Source organism: Burkholderia sp. MSMB617WGS (genome assembly GCF_001532025.2).
GTDB lineage: Bacteria > Pseudomonadota > Gammaproteobacteria > Burkholderiales > Burkholderiaceae > Burkholderia > Burkholderia savannae.
Genome location: NZ_CP013457.1, coordinates 3,569,987 through 3,587,457 on the forward strand (window position 1 = coordinate 3,569,987; position 17,471 = coordinate 3,587,457).

Sequence of the window (17,471 nt, forward strand, 5' to 3'; positions counted from 1 at the left end):
AAAGCCTGCCGACCGATTCGCTCGCGCGCCGAGCGGCGGCAAGCGGAACCGGCAGGCATGCCGCCTCTATGCGGAAGGTGGTCATTAGCTTGGAGAAGCACTATGAACCTGAAGATCAGTGGACACCATCTCGAAGTCACGCCTGCTATCCGCGAATACGTGATCACCAAGCTCGATAGGGTGCTACGGCATAGCGATCAGGTCATTGATGGCGCTGTGATCCTCACGGTCGACAACCACAAGGAGAAGGACAAGCGGCAAAAGGCGGAAATCACGCTGCATCTGAAGGGAAAGGACATCTTCGTCGAAAGCGCGAACGGCGACATGTACGCGGCGATCGATCTGCTGATCGACAAGCTCGACCGCCAGGTCGTCAAGCACATGGAGCGCCTGCAGACGCACGCGCACGAGCCGATCAAGCATCAGGCCGTCGAACAGATCGAACTTCCGCCGCAATGAGCGCGGCGCGACAGCGCCGGCCGAACCGCCCGCCTCGACGGGCGGTTTTTTATTGTGCAAACCGCTGTGGCGCGACGCGCGCATGTGCGGCGCCCGGGCGATTCCCGGCGCTTTGCACGGTGCGCGGCGCCGTCTGCAGTGCTCTATAATGTGTCGGTTATTATCGGGGGCGATGAACCGGTTCGCCGCGCTTCACAGGTCTCCGTCGCCAAACGCCGTCCTTTTTGACCGACATGGAAAATCAGTCCGCCGCGAGGAGACCCCAGGCCGCCCCTATGCCTGCCAACATGAATCGCCTAGCCAAAATCCTGCCTTTGGAGAACGTCGTCGTCGGCCTCTCCGTCACCAGCAAGAAACGCGTCTTCGAACAAGCCGGGCTGATCTTCGAGAATCAGAACGGCATCGCCCGCAGCACCGTCACCGACAATCTGTTCGCGCGCGAGCGGCTCGGCTCGACGGGCCTCGGCGAAGGCGTCGCCATTCCGCATGGCCGGATCAAGGGGCTCAAGCACCCGCTCGCCGCGTTCGTGCGGCTTGCCGAGCCGATCCCGTTCGAGGCGCCGGACGGCCAGCCCGTGTCGCTCTTGATCTTCCTGCTCGTGCCCGAGCAGGCGACGCAGGCGCATCTCGAAATCCTCTCCGAAATTGCCCAACTGCTGTCCGACCGCGACACTCGCGAGCGTCTGCACACCGAACCGGATCGCGACGAGTTGCATCAACTCCTGACTCAGTGGCAACCTTAAGCTGATCGGGGCGGTTCGTTCCCCATTGCGTCGCGGCCCGCGCCGCCGAGTCGAGCCGCCCGCCGCCGGGCCGGCGCCGCAACCGTCGTTGCAGCGTCCGGGCGCCGGCTCCTTGGAGTGACGGACTCATGGATACGTCCAGCATCAACGCCCAGAGCATCTTCGACGACAACGCAGCCATGCTGAAGCTCAGCTGGCTGACGGGGCATGAAGGCTGGGAACGCGGGTTTTCCGCCGATACGGTCGCGAACGCGACGTCGAGCGCCGACCTCGTCGGCCACCTGAACCTGATCCACCCGAACCGGATTCAGGTGCTCGGCGAAGCCGAAATCGACTACTACCAGCGCCAGACCGACGAAGACCGCTCGCGCCACATGGCCGAGCTGATCGCCCTCGAGCCGCCGTTCCTCGTCGTCGCCGGCGGCGCCGCCGCGCCGCCCGAGCTCGTCCTGCGCTGCACGCGCTCGTCGACGCCGCTCTTCACGACGCCGATGTCGGCCGCCGCGGTAATCGACAGCCTGCGCCTCTACATGTCGCGCATCCTCGCGCCGCGCGCGACGCTGCACGGCGTGTTCCTCGACATCCTCGGAATGGGCGTGCTGCTGACGGGCGATTCGGGCCTCGGCAAGAGCGAGCTCGGCCTCGAGCTGATCAGCCGCGGCCACGGGCTCGTCGCCGACGACGCGGTCGACTTCGTCCGACTTGGCCCCGATTTCGTCGAAGGGCGCTGCCCGCCGCTGCTGCAAAACCTGCTCGAAGTGCGCGGCCTCGGCCTCCTCGACATCAAGACGATCTTCGGCGAAACGGCCGTGCGCCGGAAGATGAAGCTCAAGCTGATCGTGCAACTCGTGCGCCGGCCGGACGGCGAGTTCCAGCGGCTGCCGCTCGAAAGCCAGACGGTCGACGTGCTGGGGCTGCCGATCAGCAAGGTGACGATCCAGGTGGCGGCGGGCCGCAACCTCGCAGTGCTCGTCGAGGCGGCGGTGCGCAACACGATCTTGCAGCTGCGCGGCATCGACACGCTGCGCGACTTCATGGACCGCCAGCGCCTCGCGATGCAGGACCCGGACAGCCAGTTTCCCGGCAAGCTCGTGTAACCCGCGCCGGCTCCCGCTCGCCACGCTGGCGCAACGAGCCGGTGCTATGATGAAACGTCAGGATTTTCTCTTTCCATGCGCATTGTCCTCATCACCGGCATCTCCGGCTCCGGCAAGTCCGTCGCGCTGAACGCGCTGGAGGACGCGGGCTACTATTGCGTCGACAATCTGCCGCCGCACGTGCTGCCCGAGCTCGCCCGCTACCTCGCCAACGAAGGCCAGAACCGGCTCGCCGTCGCGATCGACGCGCGCTCGAGCGCGTCGCTCGACGAAATGCCCGGCCTCATCCGCGCGTTGTCGCGCGAGCACGACGTGCGCGTGCTGTTCCTGAACGCGAGCACGCAGGCGCTGATCCAGCGCTTCTCCGAGACGCGCCGCCGCCATCCGCTGTCGGGCTCGCCGTCGCACGACGCGGACGTGGGCCTCCTCGTATCGCTCGAAGAGGCGATCGAGCGCGAACGCGATCTCGTTGCGCCGCTCGCCGAATTCGGCCACCAGATCGACACGAGCAATCTGCGCGCGAACGTGCTGCGCACGTGGGTCAAGCGCTTCATCGAGCAGAAGAACGACGATCTCGTGCTGATGTTCGAATCGTTCGGCTTCAAGCGCGGCGTGCCGCTCGACGCCGATTTCATGTTCGACGTGCGCGCGCTGCCGAACCCGTACTATGACCACGAGCTGCGCCCGCTCACCGGGGTCGACCAGCCTGTCGTCGCGTTTCTCGACGCATTGCCTGTCGTCCATCAAATGCTGGACGACATCGAGTCGTTTCTCGTCAAGTGGCTGCCGCATTTCCGCGAGGATAATCGCAGCTACCTGACGGTCGCGATCGGCTGCACGGGCGGCCAGCATCGGTCGGTGTTCCTCGCGGAGACGCTCGCCGCGCGTCTTTCGAGGCAGGCCAACGTGATCGTGCGGCATCGTGACGCGCCCGTCGCCGTGGACGCGTCGTCGCGGCTCGTCACCTAGCGCCGCTCACTTTTCGCGTGCCCGCCATGTCCTCTCTGTCGACCACCCTCATCGATTTGCCGCTGTTTCCACTGCATACGGTGTTGTTTCCGGGCGGACAGTTGCCCCTGAAAGTCTTCGAGGCGCGTTATCTGGACATGGCGCGCGCGTGCATGCGCGACGAGGCGCCATTCGGCGTGTGCCTGCTGAAGAGCGGCCCCGAAGTCGCTCAGGAAGGCGAAGTATCGGTGCCCGAGACGATCGGCTGCATGGCGCGCATCGTCGAATGCGACACCGGCGAATTCGGCATGCTGTTCCTGCGCACGATCGGCACGCAGCGCTTCGAGCTGCTGTCGCATCGGGTCGAGGCGAACGGCCTCCTCGTGGGCATCGCCGAGCCGATGCAGGACGACATCCCGCTCGAAGGCGACGAAGCGCTCGCGCAATTCGGCGCATGCGCGGAAGCGCTCGAGCGGATCGTCGACGTGCTGCGCAAATCCGACGCCGAATTGCCGTTCGTCGAGCCGTTTCGCTTCGGCGATCCGACGTGGGTGTCGAACCGGCTCGCGGAAGTGCTGCCGCTCGATCTGCGCGCGCGGCAGAAGCTGATGGAGTTTCCCGACGTCGGCGCGCGAATCGACGCGGTTCATCGCGAACTGAATCGTCACGGCTGGCTGTAGACGCGCAATGCGCGCGGTTGCCCCGCGGGCATCGCGGCAAGCCGACCTGATGCGTTCGGCGTCGTTGCCGTTATCGGCGTTCCAGGCACGAGCCGCGTGCGCGGCCCGATCGAATGCTCGATTCGTCCGCGCAACTCACGCGTTCGCGCACGACGCTCGCGGTAATCACGGCAATCCCGGCAAGCGCCGTCGCTCCGCTATGAAAGCGAGCCGGACGCGGCCGCCGCCCTTGCGCTTCGCCGTCGACGTCACATGTTTTCGCCGCACGTGTTCGCCGCATCGAATCGCCCGCCCCCTCGGCGTCCGCGCGACCGCTCCCCGCCTAAAGCAACGACCCGCTCAACCCGTCGAGCAGCTTGCGCACCGGGGCCGGCACGCCGTACGCGTCGAGCTTGTCGAGCGCAACCCATGCCGTCTCGTCGTCGGCCGCCTGCAGCGCGCCGCCCATCGCGCCGGCGAGCTCGGCGAGCCTCGGCTCGATCTCGAGCTTGAAGTGCGTGAACGTATGCGTGAACGGCGCGAGCGCCGCGAGCGCCGCGCCGCCTAATTCGCGCGCACGCCGCGCGAGCGCGGCGTCGCCGTCCGCTTCGGGCAGACTCCACAAGCCGCCCCAGATGCCCGCGGGCGGACGCCGCTGCAACAGCACCGCATCGCCGTCGCGCAACACGAGCATCCACGTACGGCGCGTCGGCACCGCCTTCTTCGGGCGCGCGGCGGGCAGTTCGCGTTGCCGCCCGCTTCGCTCGGCGGCGCAGTCCCCCGCGAACGGGCAGCGCGCGCAATCGGGCTTGCCGCGCACGCAAAGCGTCGCGCCGAGATCCATCAAGCCCTGCGTGTACGCGGTGACGTCGGCCTGTTCGGCCGCATCGGGCAGCAGCGACTCGGCGAGCGCCCACATCTCGTTCTCGACGCGCTTGTCGCCCGGAAAGCCCTCGACGCCGAATACGCGCGCGAGCACCCGCTTCACGTTGCCGTCGAGGATCGTCGCGCGCGCGCCGAACGCGAACGACGCGATCGCCGCGGCCGTCGACCGGCCGATGCCCGGCAGCTCGGCGAGCGCTTCGGGCGACGCCGGGAACGCGCCGCCGTGCAGCTCGACGACCGCCTGCGCGCAGCGATGCAGATTGCGCGCGCGCGAGTAGTAGCCGAGCCCGGCCCAGAGCGCCATCACGTCGTCGATCGGCGCGGCCGCGAGCGCGGCGACGTCCGGATAGCGCTGGAGAAAGCGCACGTAGTACGGCACGACGGTCGACACCTGCGTCTGCTGCAACATGATCTCCGACAGCCAGATCCGGTACGGTTCGCGCGTGTTCTGCCACGGCAGGTCGTGACGGCCGTGCTTGCGCTGCCATGCGATCAGCGTCGGCGCGAAGGCGGCGTGAAGCGGCGTGACGGCGGGCGGCGCGGGGGGAATGCGGGGCGGTTTCAAGATTTATTTCAACGCTGGCAATTCGGACAAAAATAAGTGGACCGCTGACCCTGGACGATCTGGCGGATCGGCGAGCCGCACACCCGGCACGGCTCGCCCGCGCGATCGTAGACGAAGCAGTCGAGCTGGAAGTAGCCGCTTTCGCCGTTGCTGCCGACGAAGTCGCGCAGCGTGCTGCCGCCGCGCTCGATCGCGTCGGCGAGCGTCGCGCGCACGGCCTCGGCGAGGCGCTCGTAGCGCGGCAGCGACACGCGCCCGGCCGCCGCGGTCGGCCGGATGCCGGCGCGAAAGAGGCTCTCGGACGCATAGATGTTGCCGACGCCGACGACGATGTCGCCCGCGAGCAGCGCCTGCTTGACGGCCACCTTGCGCCCGCGCGTGCGCTTGTAAAGGAGCTCGCCGGTAAACGCGGCCGAGAACGGCTCGACGCCGAGGCTCGCGAGAAGCGGATGCGCATGCACGTCGCCCGCGTCGCGCGGATGCCAGAGCACCGCGCCGAAGCGTCGCGGATCGCGAAAGCGCAGCACGAACTCGTCGAAGATCCAGTCGACGTGATCGTGCTTCGCGGGCGCGGGCGGCGGCGCGTCGTTCGGCAGCACGCGCAGCGTGCCTGTCATGCCGAGATGGACGATGAACCATCCGGCGTCGACTTCGAACAGCAGGTACTTGCCGCGCCGCTCGACGCTCAGCACCTCGCGCGACTTCAGCATCTCGGCGAAGCCCGCGGGCACGGGCCAGCGCAGCATCGCGGTGCGCACGTCGACGCGCTTCACGCGTCGCCCGGCGACGAACGGCTCGATGCCTCGGCGCGTAACCTCGACTTCCGGCAACTCTGGCATGTTTTACGGGTCTCTATCTGGCTAATGGCATTGGTGCGCGTATTGTAGCGAGCGCGTTACAATCGGCTGAAACATTGAACGGATTTCCATGACCTTGCCCTCGAAGCTGTCCCAGAAGCGCCTTGCCGCTGCGCGCGGCCCGCGCGCCGTCCCGGTGCGCCGCGCGATCGGCGCCGCGCTCGTCGCGGCGTGGGCGCTCGCCGCGTTCCCCGCTCACGCGCAGGACGACGCAGGCGACGACGCCCCTCGGGCCGCGTTCGCGTCGATGCTGCCGGAAGAGCAGAAGGATCTGCCGAACGTCTCGCTGACGAGCCAGATCGTCTACCAGGTGCTCGCGGCCGAGGTCGCGCTGCAACGCAATCTCCCGGCCCCCGCGTACCAGACCTACCTCGCGCTCGCGCGCGACACCCGCGATCCGCGGATGGCCCAGCGCGCGACCGAGATCGCGCTCGCCGCGCAGAGCCCCGCGGACGCGCTGACGGCCGCGAATCTGTGGCGCGAGTATTCGCCGGATTCGCCCCGCGCCGCGCAGGTCGACGCCGCGCTCCTCGTGCTCGGCGGCAAGCCGGCCGACGCGCAGCCGATGCTCGCGCAGGAGCTCGCGCGCGCGACGGGCGCGAACCGCGGCGAAGCGATCATCGCGCTGCAGGCGCTGCTCGCGCGCGGCCCGAACCGCGTCGGCGGCCTGACGGTGCTTCAGGATCTGCTGAAGAACGATATGAACCGGCCGGAGGCGCGGATCGCGATCGCGCGCCAGCAGCTCGCGACCGACGACAAGAACGGCGCGACGCAATCGCTGAAGGAGGCGCTGCGGCTCAAGCCCGACTATCTGCCGGCCGCGCTGATGCTGTCGCAGATGGGTCCGGGCGAGCGCGCGACCGGGATCGAATCGTTCGAGAAGTTCGTCCAGCAGAATCCGAAATCGCGCGACGGCCGCCTCGCGCTCGCGCAGCTCTACCTCGCCGACGATCGGCTCGACGACGCGCAGAAGCAGTTCGACGCGATGCGCCGCAACGATTCGGGCGACCCGACGCCGCTCATGGCGATCGCGCTCATCAAGATCCAGCAGAAGCACCTCGACGACGCGACCAAGTACCTGAAGCAATACGTGAAGGTCGCGCAGAAGAAGCCTGGGGCGGACGTCGGCCAGGCGTACGTCTATCTCGCGCAGATCGCGCTCGACCAGGGCAACGATGCGCTCGCCGGCCAATGGCTCGACAAGGTCGACGAATCGAGCCAGCAATACGTGCCCGCGCAGGTCACGCGCGCGCAGCTCCTGCAGAAGCAGGGCAAGGTCGACGAGGCGCGCAAGCTGCTCGCTAACCTGCAGGTGTCCGACCCGCGCGACGCCGCGGTGATCGCGCGCACCGACGCGTCGATCCTCTTCACGTCGAAGCGCTACAAGGAAGCTGCGGACCGGCTCGCGCAGGCGGTCGAGGATTACCCGGACGATCCCGATCTGCGCTACGACTACGCGATGGCCTGCGAGAAGATCGGCCAGTACACGATGATGGAGCAGCAGTTGCGCCTGCTGATGCGCGCGCAGCCGGACAATCCGCAGGCATACAACGCGCTCGGCTATTCGCTCGCCGATCGCAATCTGCGCCTGCAGGAAGCGGATAAGCTGATCGAGAAGGCCAGCTCGCTCGCGCCGAACGACGCGTTCATCATGGACAGCCTCGGCTGGATCAAGTACCGCCTCGGCGACACGGCAGGCGCGACGAAGGTCCTGAAGCGCGCTTACGACCTGCAGCCGAACGCGGAAATCGGCGCGCATCTCGGAGAAGTGCTGTGGAAAAGCGGCGCGCAGGACGAAGCGCGCGCCGCGTGGCGCGCCGCGCAGAAGCTCGAGCCCGACAACGATACGCTCGTGCAGACGCTCAAGCGCTTTCAGGTGAACGGACTTTGATGACGACGCCGCGTTTTGCCCGGTCGCGTGCGCACGCCGCGCGCGGCTTTGTCCTCGCCGCGGCGGCCGCCATCGCGCTCGCCGGCTGCGCGACGCAGCCCGAGCGAGCGAGCGCCTCCATCGCGCCGAACGCGCTGCAAACCGAGCAGAACCGCGCTTACACGGGCCGCTTCGCGGTCCAGTACCAGGATCAGCTCGGCAATCCGCGCAACGTCTACGGCAATTTCGATTGGCAGGAGCAAGACGCGAGCGTGTCGCTCGAACTGCGCAGCCCGCTCGGCCAGACGCTGGCCGTCGTGAAGTCGGCGCCGAGCGGCGCGTCGCTCGAACTGCCGAATCGCCAGCCGCAATACGCGCCCGACGTCGGCGAGCTGATGCAGCGCGCGCTCGGCTTCGCGCTGCCGCTCGACGGCCTGCGCTACTGGCTGCTGCCCACGCCCGCGCCGGCGACGCCCGCGACGACGGTGCGCGACCCGCAGGACGGCACGCGGATCAAGGAGATCCGCCAGGACGGCTGGACCATCGATTACGTCGCGTACGCCGATGCGCCCGCCGCCGGCGTGAAGCGCATCAACCTGGTGCGGCAAACGCCGCCGCTCGACATCAAGCTCGTGCTCGACCACTGAACGCGCGCTTTTGCCCGACAACGTTTCCTCAAGCATGACCGATACGACCCGCTCGCTGCGCGACTGCCTCGCCCCGGCGAAACTGAACCTGTTCCTGCACATCACGGGCCGCCGCCCGGACGGCTATCACGAACTGCAAAGCGTATTCCAGCTGCTCGACTGGGGCGACACGCTGCATTTCACGCTGCGCGACGACGGCAAGGTGTCACGCAAAACCGACGTGCCGGGCGTGCCGGAGCAAACCGATCTCGTCGTGCGCGCGGCGTCGCTGCTGAAGGCGCACGCGGGCGTCGAAGCCGGCGTCGACATCGAGATCGACAAGCGCCTGCCGATGGGCGCGGGCCTCGGCGGCGGCAGCTCGGACGCGGCGACGACGCTGCTTGCGCTCAACCGCCTGTGGAAACTCGATTTGCCGCGAGAGGAACTGCAATCGCTCGCGGTGAAGCTCGGCGCCGACGTGCCCTTTTTCGTGTTCGGAAAAAATGCGTTCGCGGAGGGTATCGGAGAAGCATTGCAGCAGGTACAATTGCCGGCTCGTTGGTTCCTGGTTGTGACGCCACGGGTTCATGTTCCGACCGCAGCGATTTTCTCCGATAAATCGTTGACAAGGGATTCAAAGCCCATCACAATTACGGACTTTCTTGCACAGCAAAGCCGCGACGCAGGATGGCCGGACAGCTTCGGCCGGAATGACATGCAGCAAGTTGTGACGAGCAAGTACGCGGAAGTTGCAAAGGTGGTCGAATGGTTTTATAATCTGACCCCCGCGCGGATGACCGGCTCTGGAGCCAGCGTGTTTTCAGCGTTCAGGAGCAAGGCTGAAGCAGAAGCGGCGCAAGCCAAACTGCCGGCCGGCTGGAACAGCGCAATTGCCGAGAGCTTGAGTGAGCATCCACTCTTCGCTTTCGCGTCATAAAGTTTTTGCGCCATCGGATGGCCTACACTTCCGGTGGAGCTCAAAGTTAAGTGTAGGGGAGTCGCCAAGTTGGTCAAGGCACCGGATTTTGATTCCGGCATGCGAGGGTTCGAGTCCTTCCTCCCCTGCCAAAATTTCTTTCCCGCATTTCCCGCCTAAGCCCGAAGCAGGTGCACGATGAGCAGCCATGACGGCCTGATGGTTTTTACTGGCAACGCCAATCCCGCGCTTGCTCAGGAAGTCGTCAAAATTCTTGGTATTCCCCTCGGCAAAGCGATGGTCAGCCGTTTCTCCGACGGCGAGATCCAGGTCGAAATCCAGGAAAACGTGCGCGGCAAGGACGTCTTCGTCCTGCAATCCACGTGCGCGCCGACGAACGACAACCTGATGGAACTGATGATCATGGTCGATGCGTTGAAGCGCGCATCCGCAGGCCGGATCACCGCCGCCATCCCCTACTTCGGCTATGCGCGCCAGGATCGCCGTCCGCGTTCGGCGCGCGTCGCGATCTCCGCGAAGGTCGTCGCGAACATGCTGGAAATCGCCGGCGTCGAGCGGATCATCACGATGGATCTGCACGCCGACCAGATTCAAGGCTTCTTCGACATCCCCGTCGACAACATCTACGCGACGCCGATCCTGCTGGGCGACCTGCGCAAGCAGAACTACTCGGATCTGCTCGTCGTGTCGCCGGACGTCGGCGGCGTCGTGCGCGCCCGCGCGCTCGCGAAGCAGTTGAACTGCGATCTCGCGATCATCGACAAGCGTCGTCCGAAGGCGAACGTCGCCGAAGTGATGAACATCATCGGTGAAGTCGAAGGCCGCACCTGCGTGATCATGGACGACATGGTCGACACGGCGGGCACGCTCTGCAAGGCCGCGCAAGTGCTGAAGGAGCGCGGCGCGAAGCAGGTGTTCGCGTACGCGACGCACCCGGTGCTCTCGGGCGGCGCGGGCGACCGGATCGCCGCCTCGGCGCTCGACGAGCTCGTCGTCACCGACACGATTCCGCTGTCCGCCGAATCGCTCTCGTGCCCGAAGATCCGCTCGCTGTCGAGCGCGGGCCTTCTCGCCGAAACGTTCTCGCGGATTCGCCGCGGCGATTCGGTGATGTCGCTGTTCGCGGAATCGTAAAGCGATCCGCCGCAAAATGGTTTAGCGCAAAAGCGAAGCGACGAGCTTCGCTTTTTGCACAATCGGCCGGGACCGACGAACCCCCGGCCATTCGATCGGGGGCCTCATGCAGTCGCGGGGCCCCGTTTTACTGCCTGGTCGCGGGCAGCAAATGGAGAAACACATGAAAGTCGTCGCTTTCGAGCGCCAACAGCAAGGTACGGGTGCGAGCCGCCGCCTGCGCAACGCCGGTAAGACCACGGGTATCGTGTACGGTGGTGAAACCGCCCCGCAAATGATCGAGCTCGATCACAACGCGCTGTGGCACGCGCTGAAGAAGGAAGCCTTCCACTCGTCGATCCTCGACCTCGAAGTGGCCGGCAAGTCGCAACGCGTCCTGCTGCGTGACGTGCAATACCACCCGTTCCGTCAGCTCGTGCTGCACGTGGACTTCCAGCGCATCGATCCGAAGAAGAAGCTGCACACGAAGGTGCCGCTGCACTTCCTGAACGCGGAAACGAGCCCGGCCGTGAAGCTGTCGAGCGCGGTCGTGTCGCACGTCGTGACGGAAATCGAAATCGAGTGCCTGCCGGCCGACCTGCCGGAATTCCTCGAAGTCGATCTGTCGAAGATCGAAGCAGGCCAGTCGCTGCACGCGAAGGACATCGCGCTGCCGAACGGCGTCGCGCTGACCGCGCACGGCGACGCGGAAAACCCGGTGGTCGCTTCGGCGACGATCCCGGCTGGCGCCGTGTCGGAAGAAGCGGCTGCGGGCGAAGGCGAAACGCCGGCCGCCTAAGCGCCCTTCGAACCCGCCTTTCGAACCGTTTCGCACGACGGTCGACGACCCGCCGCGGCTTGCCCGGCGGGTTTTTCATTTTTGCAGCCCGCCAGGGCGAGCCCTGACGGGCAAGCGTTCATCATGATCAAACTGATCGTCGGCCTCGGCAATCCCGGGGCGGAATACACCGCGACGCGCCACAACGCAGGCTTCTGGCTCGTCGACCAGCTCGCGCGCGAAGCCGGCGCGACGCTGCGCGACGAGCGGCGCTTTCATGGCTTCTACGCGAAAGCGCGCCTCCACGGCGAGGAAGTGCATCTGCTCGAGCCGCAGACGTACATGAACCGCTCCGGCCAATCGGTCGTCGCGCTCGCGCATTTCTTCAAGATCCTGCCGAACGAAATCCTCGTCGCGCACGACGAGCTCGACCTGCCGCCCGGCGCGGTCAAGTTGAAGCTCGGCGGCGGCAGCGGCGGCCACAACGGCCTCAAGGACATCTCCGCGCATCTGTCTTCGCAGCAGTACTGGCGGCTGCGGATCGGCATCGGCCATCCGCGCGACCTGATTCCCGAAAGCGCGCGCGCGGGCGCGAAACCCGATGTCGCGAACTTCGTGCTGAAGCCGCCGCGCAAGGATGAGCAGGACGTGATCGACGCCGCGATCGAACGCGCGCTCGCCGTGATGCCCACCGTCGTCAAGGGCGAGACCGAGCGCGCGATGATGCAGCTGCATCGCAACGGCGCCTGAGTCGGGCGTTCTTCCCGCCTCCTCGCGCCGCGCGCGCATCGGTTAAGCTGGTTGTTTTACCGCATCAGGAGCCACGTGGTGAGCCGTTACTGGAGCGACATCGTCCATCAACTCGAGCCGTACGTGCCGGGCGAGCAGCCGGCGCTCGCGCATCCCGTCAAGCTGAACACGAACGAGAACCCGTATCCGCCGTCGCCGCGCGCGGTCGACGCGATCCGGCGCGAGCTCGGCGACACGGGCGAGGCGCTGCGCCGCTATCCGGACCCCGTCGCGCGCAAGCTGCGCGAGGCGGTCGCCGCGCATCACGGCGTCGCGCCCGAGCAGGTGTTCGCCGGCAACGGCTCGGACGAAGTGCTTGCGCACGTGTTCCAGGCGCTCCTGCGGCACGACAAGCCGCTGCGCTTCCCGGACATCACGTACAGCTTCTACCCGACCTATGCGCGGCTCTATCGCGTCGCGTGCGAGACGGTGCCGCTCGCCGACGATTTCTCGATCGTCGTCGACGACTATCTCGACGACGCCGGCTGCGTGCTGTTCCCGAACCCGAACGCGCCGACGGGCCGCGCGCTGCCGCTTTCCGACATCGAGCGGATCGTCGCCGCGAATCCGAGCTCGGTCGTCGTGATCGACGAGGCGTACGTCGACTTCGGCGCGGAATCGGCCGTGTCGCTGATCTCCCGCTACCCGAACCTGCTCGTCGTGCATACCGCGTCGAAGGCGCGCTCGCTCGCCGGCATGCGCGTCGGTTTCGCGTTCGGCGACGTCGCGCTGATCGATGCGCTCACGCGCGTGAAGGACAGCTTCAACTCCTACCCGCTCGATCGTCTCGCGCAGGCCGCGACACAGGCTTCTTACGAGGACGACGCGTGGTTCCAGGCCACGCGAAAGCGGGTGATCGCGAGCCGCGAGCGGCTCGTCGGCGCGCTGGCCGCGCTCGGCTTCGACGTCGTGCCGTCGGCGGCGAACTTCGTGTTCGCGCGCCATCCGCGCCATGATGCGGCGACGCTTGCCACGCAACTGAAGCAGCGGGAGATTTTCGTGCGGCACTTCAAGCTGCCGCGAATCGATCAGCACCTGCGCATCACGGTCGGCACCGACGCCGAGTGCGACACGCTCGTCGCGGCGCTGCGCGAGTTGCTCGCGTAGCGGCTCGCCGGCGCGGACTCGCGACGAACCGCACAAACACGTACGAACACGAGCGAAACCGATAGCGGCGGCGGTACGGCGGCGGACAGCCCGCCGCCGCCTTTCCGCGCCGGCGCGCTTCGCCCGTCAATCGCCGCGGCGCATCACGCGCCGTTCTTCTCCGCCGCGATCAGCGCCCGATATTTCGCCATCAATTGGTCCTTCGTCTCGGGACGACTCGGGTCCCGCGGAATGCACTCGACCGGGCACACCTGCTGGCACTGCGGCTCGTCGAAATGGCCGACGCACTCGGTGCACTTGTTCGGGTCGATCACGTAGATTTCCGGGCCCATCGAAATCGCGCCGTTCGGGCACTCGGGCTCGCACACGTCGCAATTGATGCACTCGTCGGTAATCATCAAAGCCATACTGGTCTCACTTCCGCCGGCGCGCGGCCGGCCGCTTCGGGCCGCCTGCCGCGCGCGCGGCGCTCACGCGGACGGCTCCTGGGCCATCGCGGCCACCTTCTCCGTCAGCCATTTCTCGACCGACGGAAACACGAACTTGCTGACGTCGCCGCCCAACTGCGCGATCTCGCGCACGATCGTGCCCGAGATGAACTGGTATTGGTCCGACGGCGTCATGAACATCGTCTCGACGTCCGGCAGCAGGTAGCGGTTCATCCCCGCCATCTGGAACTCGTACTCGAAATCCGACACCGCACGCAGGCCCCGCACGATCACGCGCGCGTCGTTCGCGCGCACGAAGTCCTTCAAGAGCCCGGTGAAGCCCATCACTTTCACGTTCGGGTAATGGCCCAGCACCTCGTTGGCGATCTTCAGACGCTCCTCGAGCGAGAAGAACGGCTTTTTCGCGCGGCTGTCGGCGACGCCGACAACCAGCGTATCAAAAATGCTCGACGCGCGCCGAACGAGATCCTCGTGGCCTCGCGTGAGCGGATCGAACGTACCCGGGTACACGGCGACTACCATGTCGCTCCTCCTGTCATCGAGCCAATTGGGGTCACGGCCATGCGCGTCGCGCGCGGCCGCCGACATGGGCGCACGTCGCGGCTGCGCGCGGCGCCTCGTTTGGAACGCGCATTATTCATCATTTTCGCGTTGCAGCAAATGATAGTGGACGGCGCCTGCCTTGCCGTGCCGCGTCACCTGCCAGCCGGCGAGCGACGCGTGCGCGGACGCATCGAGCTGCGCGCCCGTCTCGACATACAGATAGCCGCCCGGCGCGACGAGATCCGGCGCGAGCGCGAGCGCGCGCGCGAACGCGGCCGCGTCGCCGAACGGCGGATCGACGAACACGATGTCGAACGAGCGCGGCGCGAGGCCCGCGGCGATGCGCAGCGCGTCGGCTTCCGCGATCTCGATCGCGCGCGCGGCGAGCTTGTCCTTCAGCGCGCGAAGCTGCTGCGCGGCGCGCGGATGGCGCTCGACCATCACGACGCTCGCCGCGCCGCGCGACGCGGCCTCGAAGCCGAGCGCGCCGCTGCCCGCGAACAGATCGAGGCAGCGCCGGCCTTCGAGATCCTGGCCGAGCCAGTTGAAGAGCGTCTCGCGCACGCGGTCGGGCGTCGGACGCAGGCCGTCCAGGTCGAGCACCGGAAGCGGCGTGCGCTTCCAGTCGCCGCCGATGATGCGGATCGTGTGCGGCTTGCCGCGGCCGGCCGCTGGGGCTCGCTGCGCCGGCGGCCGCGCCGAAGAGGAACGGGACATACCGAAGAATTCGTGACGGAAACGTTGGAAACGGAATCAACCGATCGGAAGCGGCGCGATGCGCCGCGATGACGCGCACGTTACCACAAGCGGCGCGCAGGCCATGCCGCTGCCGCGCGGCGAAGCCCCGGCGCCTGATAAAATGTCCCGTTTCCGGCGCGCGAGCACGCCGCACGCGCGCCGCCGGGCTCGCTCACCAAGCCCTGCCGACCGGCGCACCCGGCGCCGCGCGCCGCCTCTTCCGCAAGCGAAACCATGTTCAGCTTCTTCAAACGATTCAAGAAAGCGCCCGACGCCGCACCGGCCGAGCCGCAGCAAGCGCCCGAAGCGCCGCAGGACGACACCGGCGGCCCGGCCGCGTCCGAGGCCGCGCGGGTCGATGCGCCCGCCGCCCCCGCCCCCGCCGCTGCGCTCCCGCGCGACGAGGCGCCGTCGCGCGCCGTCACACAGACGCCCGCGCCCGCAACGCCGCCTGCCGCCCCTTCCGTCAGTGCGCCGGAATCGCCGGTCCGACAGCCGCCCGCCGCCGCGCCGGCGCGCGCGGCCGCCGAGCCCGCGCCGTCCGTCGTGATGACGGTCACGCCGTCGGCGAACGGCCGCGACGGCGTCGTCGAGACGGTCGAGATCGTGCCGCCGCCCGCGCCCGAGCCGACCGCGAAGAAATCGTGGCTCGCGCGGCTGAAGTCCGGCCTCTCGAAGACGAGCTCGAGCATCACGAACGTGTTCGTCAACACGAAGATCGACGAGGCGCTCTACGAGGAGCTCGAAACGGCGCTGCTGATGTCGGATGCCGGCGTCGACGCGACCGAGCATCTGCTCGGCGCGCTGCGCGAAAAGGTGCGCACGGGCCGCCTCACCGATCCGCAGCAGGTGAAGGACGCGCTGCGCGACCTGCTCGTCGATCTGCTGGAGCCGCTCGAGAAGTCGCTCGTGCTCGGGCGCGCGCAGCCGCTCGTGATGATGATCGCGGGCGTGAACGGCGCGGGCAAGACGACGAGCATCGGCAAGCTCGCGAAGCATCTGCAGAGCTTCGACCAGTCGGTGATGCTCGCGGCGGGCGACACGTTCCGCGCGGCCGCGCGCGAACAGCTCGCGATCTGGGGCGAGCGCAACAACGTGACGGTGGTCCAGCAGGAGAGCGGCGACCCGGCCGCGGTGATCTTCGACGCGGTCAGCGCCGCGCGCGCGCGCAACATCGACGTGATGATGGCCGACACCGCGGGCCGCCTGCCGACGCAGCTGCATCTGATGGAGGAGCTCCGGAAGGTGAAGCGCGTGATCGGCAAGGCGCACGACGGCGCGCCGCACGAGGTGCTGCTCGTGATCGACGCGAACACGGGCCAGAACGCACTCACGCAGGTGAAGGCGTTCGACGACGCGCTCGGCCTCACGGGCCTCATCGTCACGAAGCTCGACGGCACCGCGAAGGGCGGCATCCTCGCCGCGATCGCGCGGCAGCGGCCGATTCCGGTGTATTTCATCGGCATCGGCGAGAAGGTCGAGGATCTGCAGCCGTTCAGCGCGGCGGAATTCTCGGACGCGCTGCTCGGCTAATCCGCGCCGCGCGGCGCCAGCCGGTCGCCATTCCGGCGATCCGGCCCGCCACGCAACGAAACGGGCGCCCCGAGGCGCCCGTTTTTCATGGGCGCGCGGCCGACGCCGCGCTCACTCGGCGTCCGGCTGCGCGGCGGGCGCGGCCGCCCTGAAAGCGTCGAGCGTCATCGCGTGATCGTGGATGCGCCGAATCGTCGGGAACCGCTCGAGGCCGATCGAGAAGCGCTGCGCATTGAACACCTGCGGCACGATGCAGAGATCGGCGAGCGTCGGCGTATCGCCGAAGCACAGCTTGCCCGTGCGCGGGTCGCTCGAAAGACGCGTCTCGAGCGTCTTGAAGCCGTCCTCGATCCAGTGGCGATACCACGCGTCCTTCGCGTAGTCGTCGACCTTCAGCGTGTGCTTCAGGTACTTCAGCACGCGCAGATTGTTGAGCGGGTGAATCTCGCAGGCGACCTGCAGCGCGATCGCGCGCACGTACGCGCGGTCGACGGGCGCCTTCGGCAGCAGCGGCACGTCCGGATACGCTTCGTCGAGATATTCGACGATCGCGAGCGACTGCTGCAGCGGCGAATCGCCGTCGATGAGCGTCGGCACGAGCGCGTCGGGGTTGAGCGCGCGATATTCGTCCGTCAATTGCTGGCCGCCGTCGCGCAGCAGATGCACCGGCACGTAGTCGAACGGCAGCTTCTTCAGATGCAGCGCGATACGCACGCGAAACGCCGCCGAACTGCGGAAATAGCTATAGAGCTTCATCAGTGTCCCTCATAGTCTC

Annotated in this window: 19 protein-coding genes and 1 tRNA gene; 14 read left to right on the forward strand and 6 right to left on the reverse strand. The window is 67.3% G+C overall.

The features are described 5' to 3' along the window. The first annotated feature begins 102 nt into the window (after positions 1-102). From raiA to WT60_RS17535, 5 genes are all read left to right on the forward strand, one after another. Positions 103-459 (forward strand): ribosome-associated translation inhibitor RaiA, encoded by a 357-nt coding sequence (gene raiA / locus WT60_RS17515; protein ID WP_038744450.1) that lies wholly within the window; start codon positions 103-105, stop codon positions 457-459. Between the two features lie 233 nt (positions 460-692). Next, the gene (ptsN, locus tag WT60_RS17520) at positions 693-1,202 is read left to right on the forward strand and encodes a PTS IIA-like nitrogen regulatory protein PtsN (protein ID WP_059575819.1); all 510 of its coding nucleotides are present in this window, start codon (positions 693-695) and stop codon (positions 1,200-1,202) included. Between the two features lie 128 nt (positions 1,203-1,330). Beyond that, a complete protein-coding gene (gene hprK, locus WT60_RS17525) occupies positions 1,331-2,299 on the forward strand; it encodes an HPr(Ser) kinase/phosphatase (RefSeq protein WP_004195225.1) in 969 nt (322 codons plus the stop codon). Positions 2,300-2,374: 75 nt separating this feature from the next. Next, positions 2,375-3,268, forward strand: a complete 894-nt coding sequence (rapZ, locus tag WT60_RS17530) for an RNase adapter RapZ (RefSeq protein WP_006024491.1) — start codon at positions 2,375-2,377, stop codon at positions 3,266-3,268. 26 nt (positions 3,269-3,294) lie between these two features. Continuing rightward, positions 3,295-3,927 carry an LON peptidase substrate-binding domain-containing protein gene (locus WT60_RS17535; RefSeq protein ID WP_038744451.1) on the forward strand — a complete coding sequence of 211 codons (633 nt, stop codon included), beginning with the start codon at positions 3,295-3,297 and terminating at the stop codon, positions 3,925-3,927. A 322-nt stretch (positions 3,928-4,249) separates the two neighbouring features. Here the strand turns inward: WT60_RS17535 and mutY are convergent, their stop codons facing one another. Then, positions 4,250-5,356 carry an A/G-specific adenine glycosylase gene (gene mutY, locus WT60_RS17540; RefSeq protein ID WP_060356807.1) on the reverse strand — a complete coding sequence of 369 codons (1,107 nt, stop codon included), beginning with the start codon at positions 5,354-5,356 and terminating at the stop codon, positions 4,250-4,252. 8 nt (positions 5,357-5,364) lie between these two features. Beyond that, on the reverse strand, positions 5,365-6,195 hold the full coding sequence (gene mutM, locus WT60_RS17545; protein WP_059575816.1) for a bifunctional DNA-formamidopyrimidine glycosylase/DNA-(apurinic or apyrimidinic site) lyase: 831 nt from the start codon (positions 6,193-6,195) through the stop codon (positions 5,365-5,367). Positions 6,196-6,283: 88 nt separating this feature from the next. Between mutM and WT60_RS17550 the strand changes: the two genes are divergently transcribed. The 8 genes from WT60_RS17550 to hisC all read left to right on the forward strand — a co-directional run bounded on the left by WT60_RS17550 (position 6,284) and on the right by hisC (position 13,433). Continuing rightward, positions 6,284-8,104, forward strand: coding sequence for a tetratricopeptide repeat protein (locus tag WT60_RS17550; protein WP_060356806.1), 1,821 nt, complete (start codon positions 6,284-6,286; stop codon positions 8,102-8,104). After that, a complete protein-coding gene (gene lolB / locus WT60_RS17555) occupies positions 8,101-8,730 on the forward strand; it encodes a lipoprotein insertase outer membrane protein LolB (protein WP_060356805.1) in 630 nt (209 codons plus the stop codon). Before WT60_RS17550 ends, lolB begins: the two co-directional genes overlap by 4 nt. A 34-nt stretch (positions 8,731-8,764) precedes the next feature. Next, entirely contained in the window at positions 8,765-9,646 is an 882-nt protein-coding gene (ispE, locus tag WT60_RS17560) for a 4-(cytidine 5'-diphospho)-2-C-methyl-D-erythritol kinase (RefSeq protein WP_059670600.1), read from the forward strand. Positions 9,647-9,700: 54 nt separating this feature from the next. Continuing rightward, positions 9,701-9,777, forward strand: a tRNA-Gln gene (locus tag WT60_RS17565). Between the two features lie 46 nt (positions 9,778-9,823). Then, the gene (locus WT60_RS17570; RefSeq protein ID WP_038744457.1) at positions 9,824-10,780 is read left to right on the forward strand and encodes a ribose-phosphate pyrophosphokinase; all 957 of its coding nucleotides are present in this window, start codon (positions 9,824-9,826) and stop codon (positions 10,778-10,780) included. A gap of 163 nt (positions 10,781-10,943) precedes the next feature. Next, positions 10,944-11,558 carry a 50S ribosomal protein L25/general stress protein Ctc gene (locus WT60_RS17575; protein ID WP_038744482.1) on the forward strand — a complete coding sequence of 205 codons (615 nt, stop codon included), beginning with the start codon at positions 10,944-10,946 and terminating at the stop codon, positions 11,556-11,558. Between the two features lie 123 nt (positions 11,559-11,681). After that, complete coding sequence (pth, locus tag WT60_RS17580) at positions 11,682-12,287, forward strand: aminoacyl-tRNA hydrolase (protein WP_038744458.1); 606 nt, start codon at positions 11,682-11,684, stop codon at positions 12,285-12,287. Between the two features lie 78 nt (positions 12,288-12,365). After that, positions 12,366-13,433 (forward strand): histidinol-phosphate transaminase, encoded by a 1,068-nt coding sequence (hisC, locus tag WT60_RS17585; RefSeq protein WP_059575889.1) that lies wholly within the window; start codon positions 12,366-12,368, stop codon positions 13,431-13,433. A 143-nt stretch (positions 13,434-13,576) separates the two neighbouring features. Here the strand turns inward: hisC and WT60_RS17590 are convergent, their stop codons facing one another. From WT60_RS17590 to rsmD, 3 genes are all read right to left on the reverse strand, one after another. Further along, the gene (locus WT60_RS17590) at positions 13,577-13,840 is read right to left on the reverse strand and encodes a YfhL family 4Fe-4S dicluster ferredoxin (protein WP_038744459.1); all 264 of its coding nucleotides are present in this window, start codon (positions 13,838-13,840) and stop codon (positions 13,577-13,579) included. Positions 13,841-13,903: 63 nt separating this feature from the next. Beyond that, positions 13,904-14,404, reverse strand: coding sequence for a pantetheine-phosphate adenylyltransferase (coaD, locus tag WT60_RS17595; protein WP_038744460.1), 501 nt, complete (start codon positions 14,402-14,404; stop codon positions 13,904-13,906). Between the two features lie 111 nt (positions 14,405-14,515). Beyond that, a complete protein-coding gene (gene rsmD / locus WT60_RS17605) occupies positions 14,516-15,142 on the reverse strand; it encodes a 16S rRNA (guanine(966)-N(2))-methyltransferase RsmD (RefSeq protein ID WP_059575811.1) in 627 nt (208 codons plus the stop codon). A 255-nt stretch (positions 15,143-15,397) separates the two neighbouring features. Here rsmD and ftsY point away from each other — a divergent pair, with 255 nt between their 5' ends. Beyond that, the gene (gene ftsY, locus WT60_RS17610; protein WP_060356804.1) at positions 15,398-16,696 is read left to right on the forward strand and encodes a signal recognition particle-docking protein FtsY; all 1,299 of its coding nucleotides are present in this window, start codon (positions 15,398-15,400) and stop codon (positions 16,694-16,696) included. A gap of 111 nt (positions 16,697-16,807) precedes the next feature. Here ftsY and maiA read toward each other — a convergent pair whose 3' ends face one another. Beyond that, on the reverse strand, positions 16,808-17,452 hold the full coding sequence (gene maiA / locus WT60_RS17615; protein WP_038744465.1) for a maleylacetoacetate isomerase: 645 nt from the start codon (positions 17,450-17,452) through the stop codon (positions 16,808-16,810). Positions 17,453-17,471: the final 19 nt, after the last annotated feature.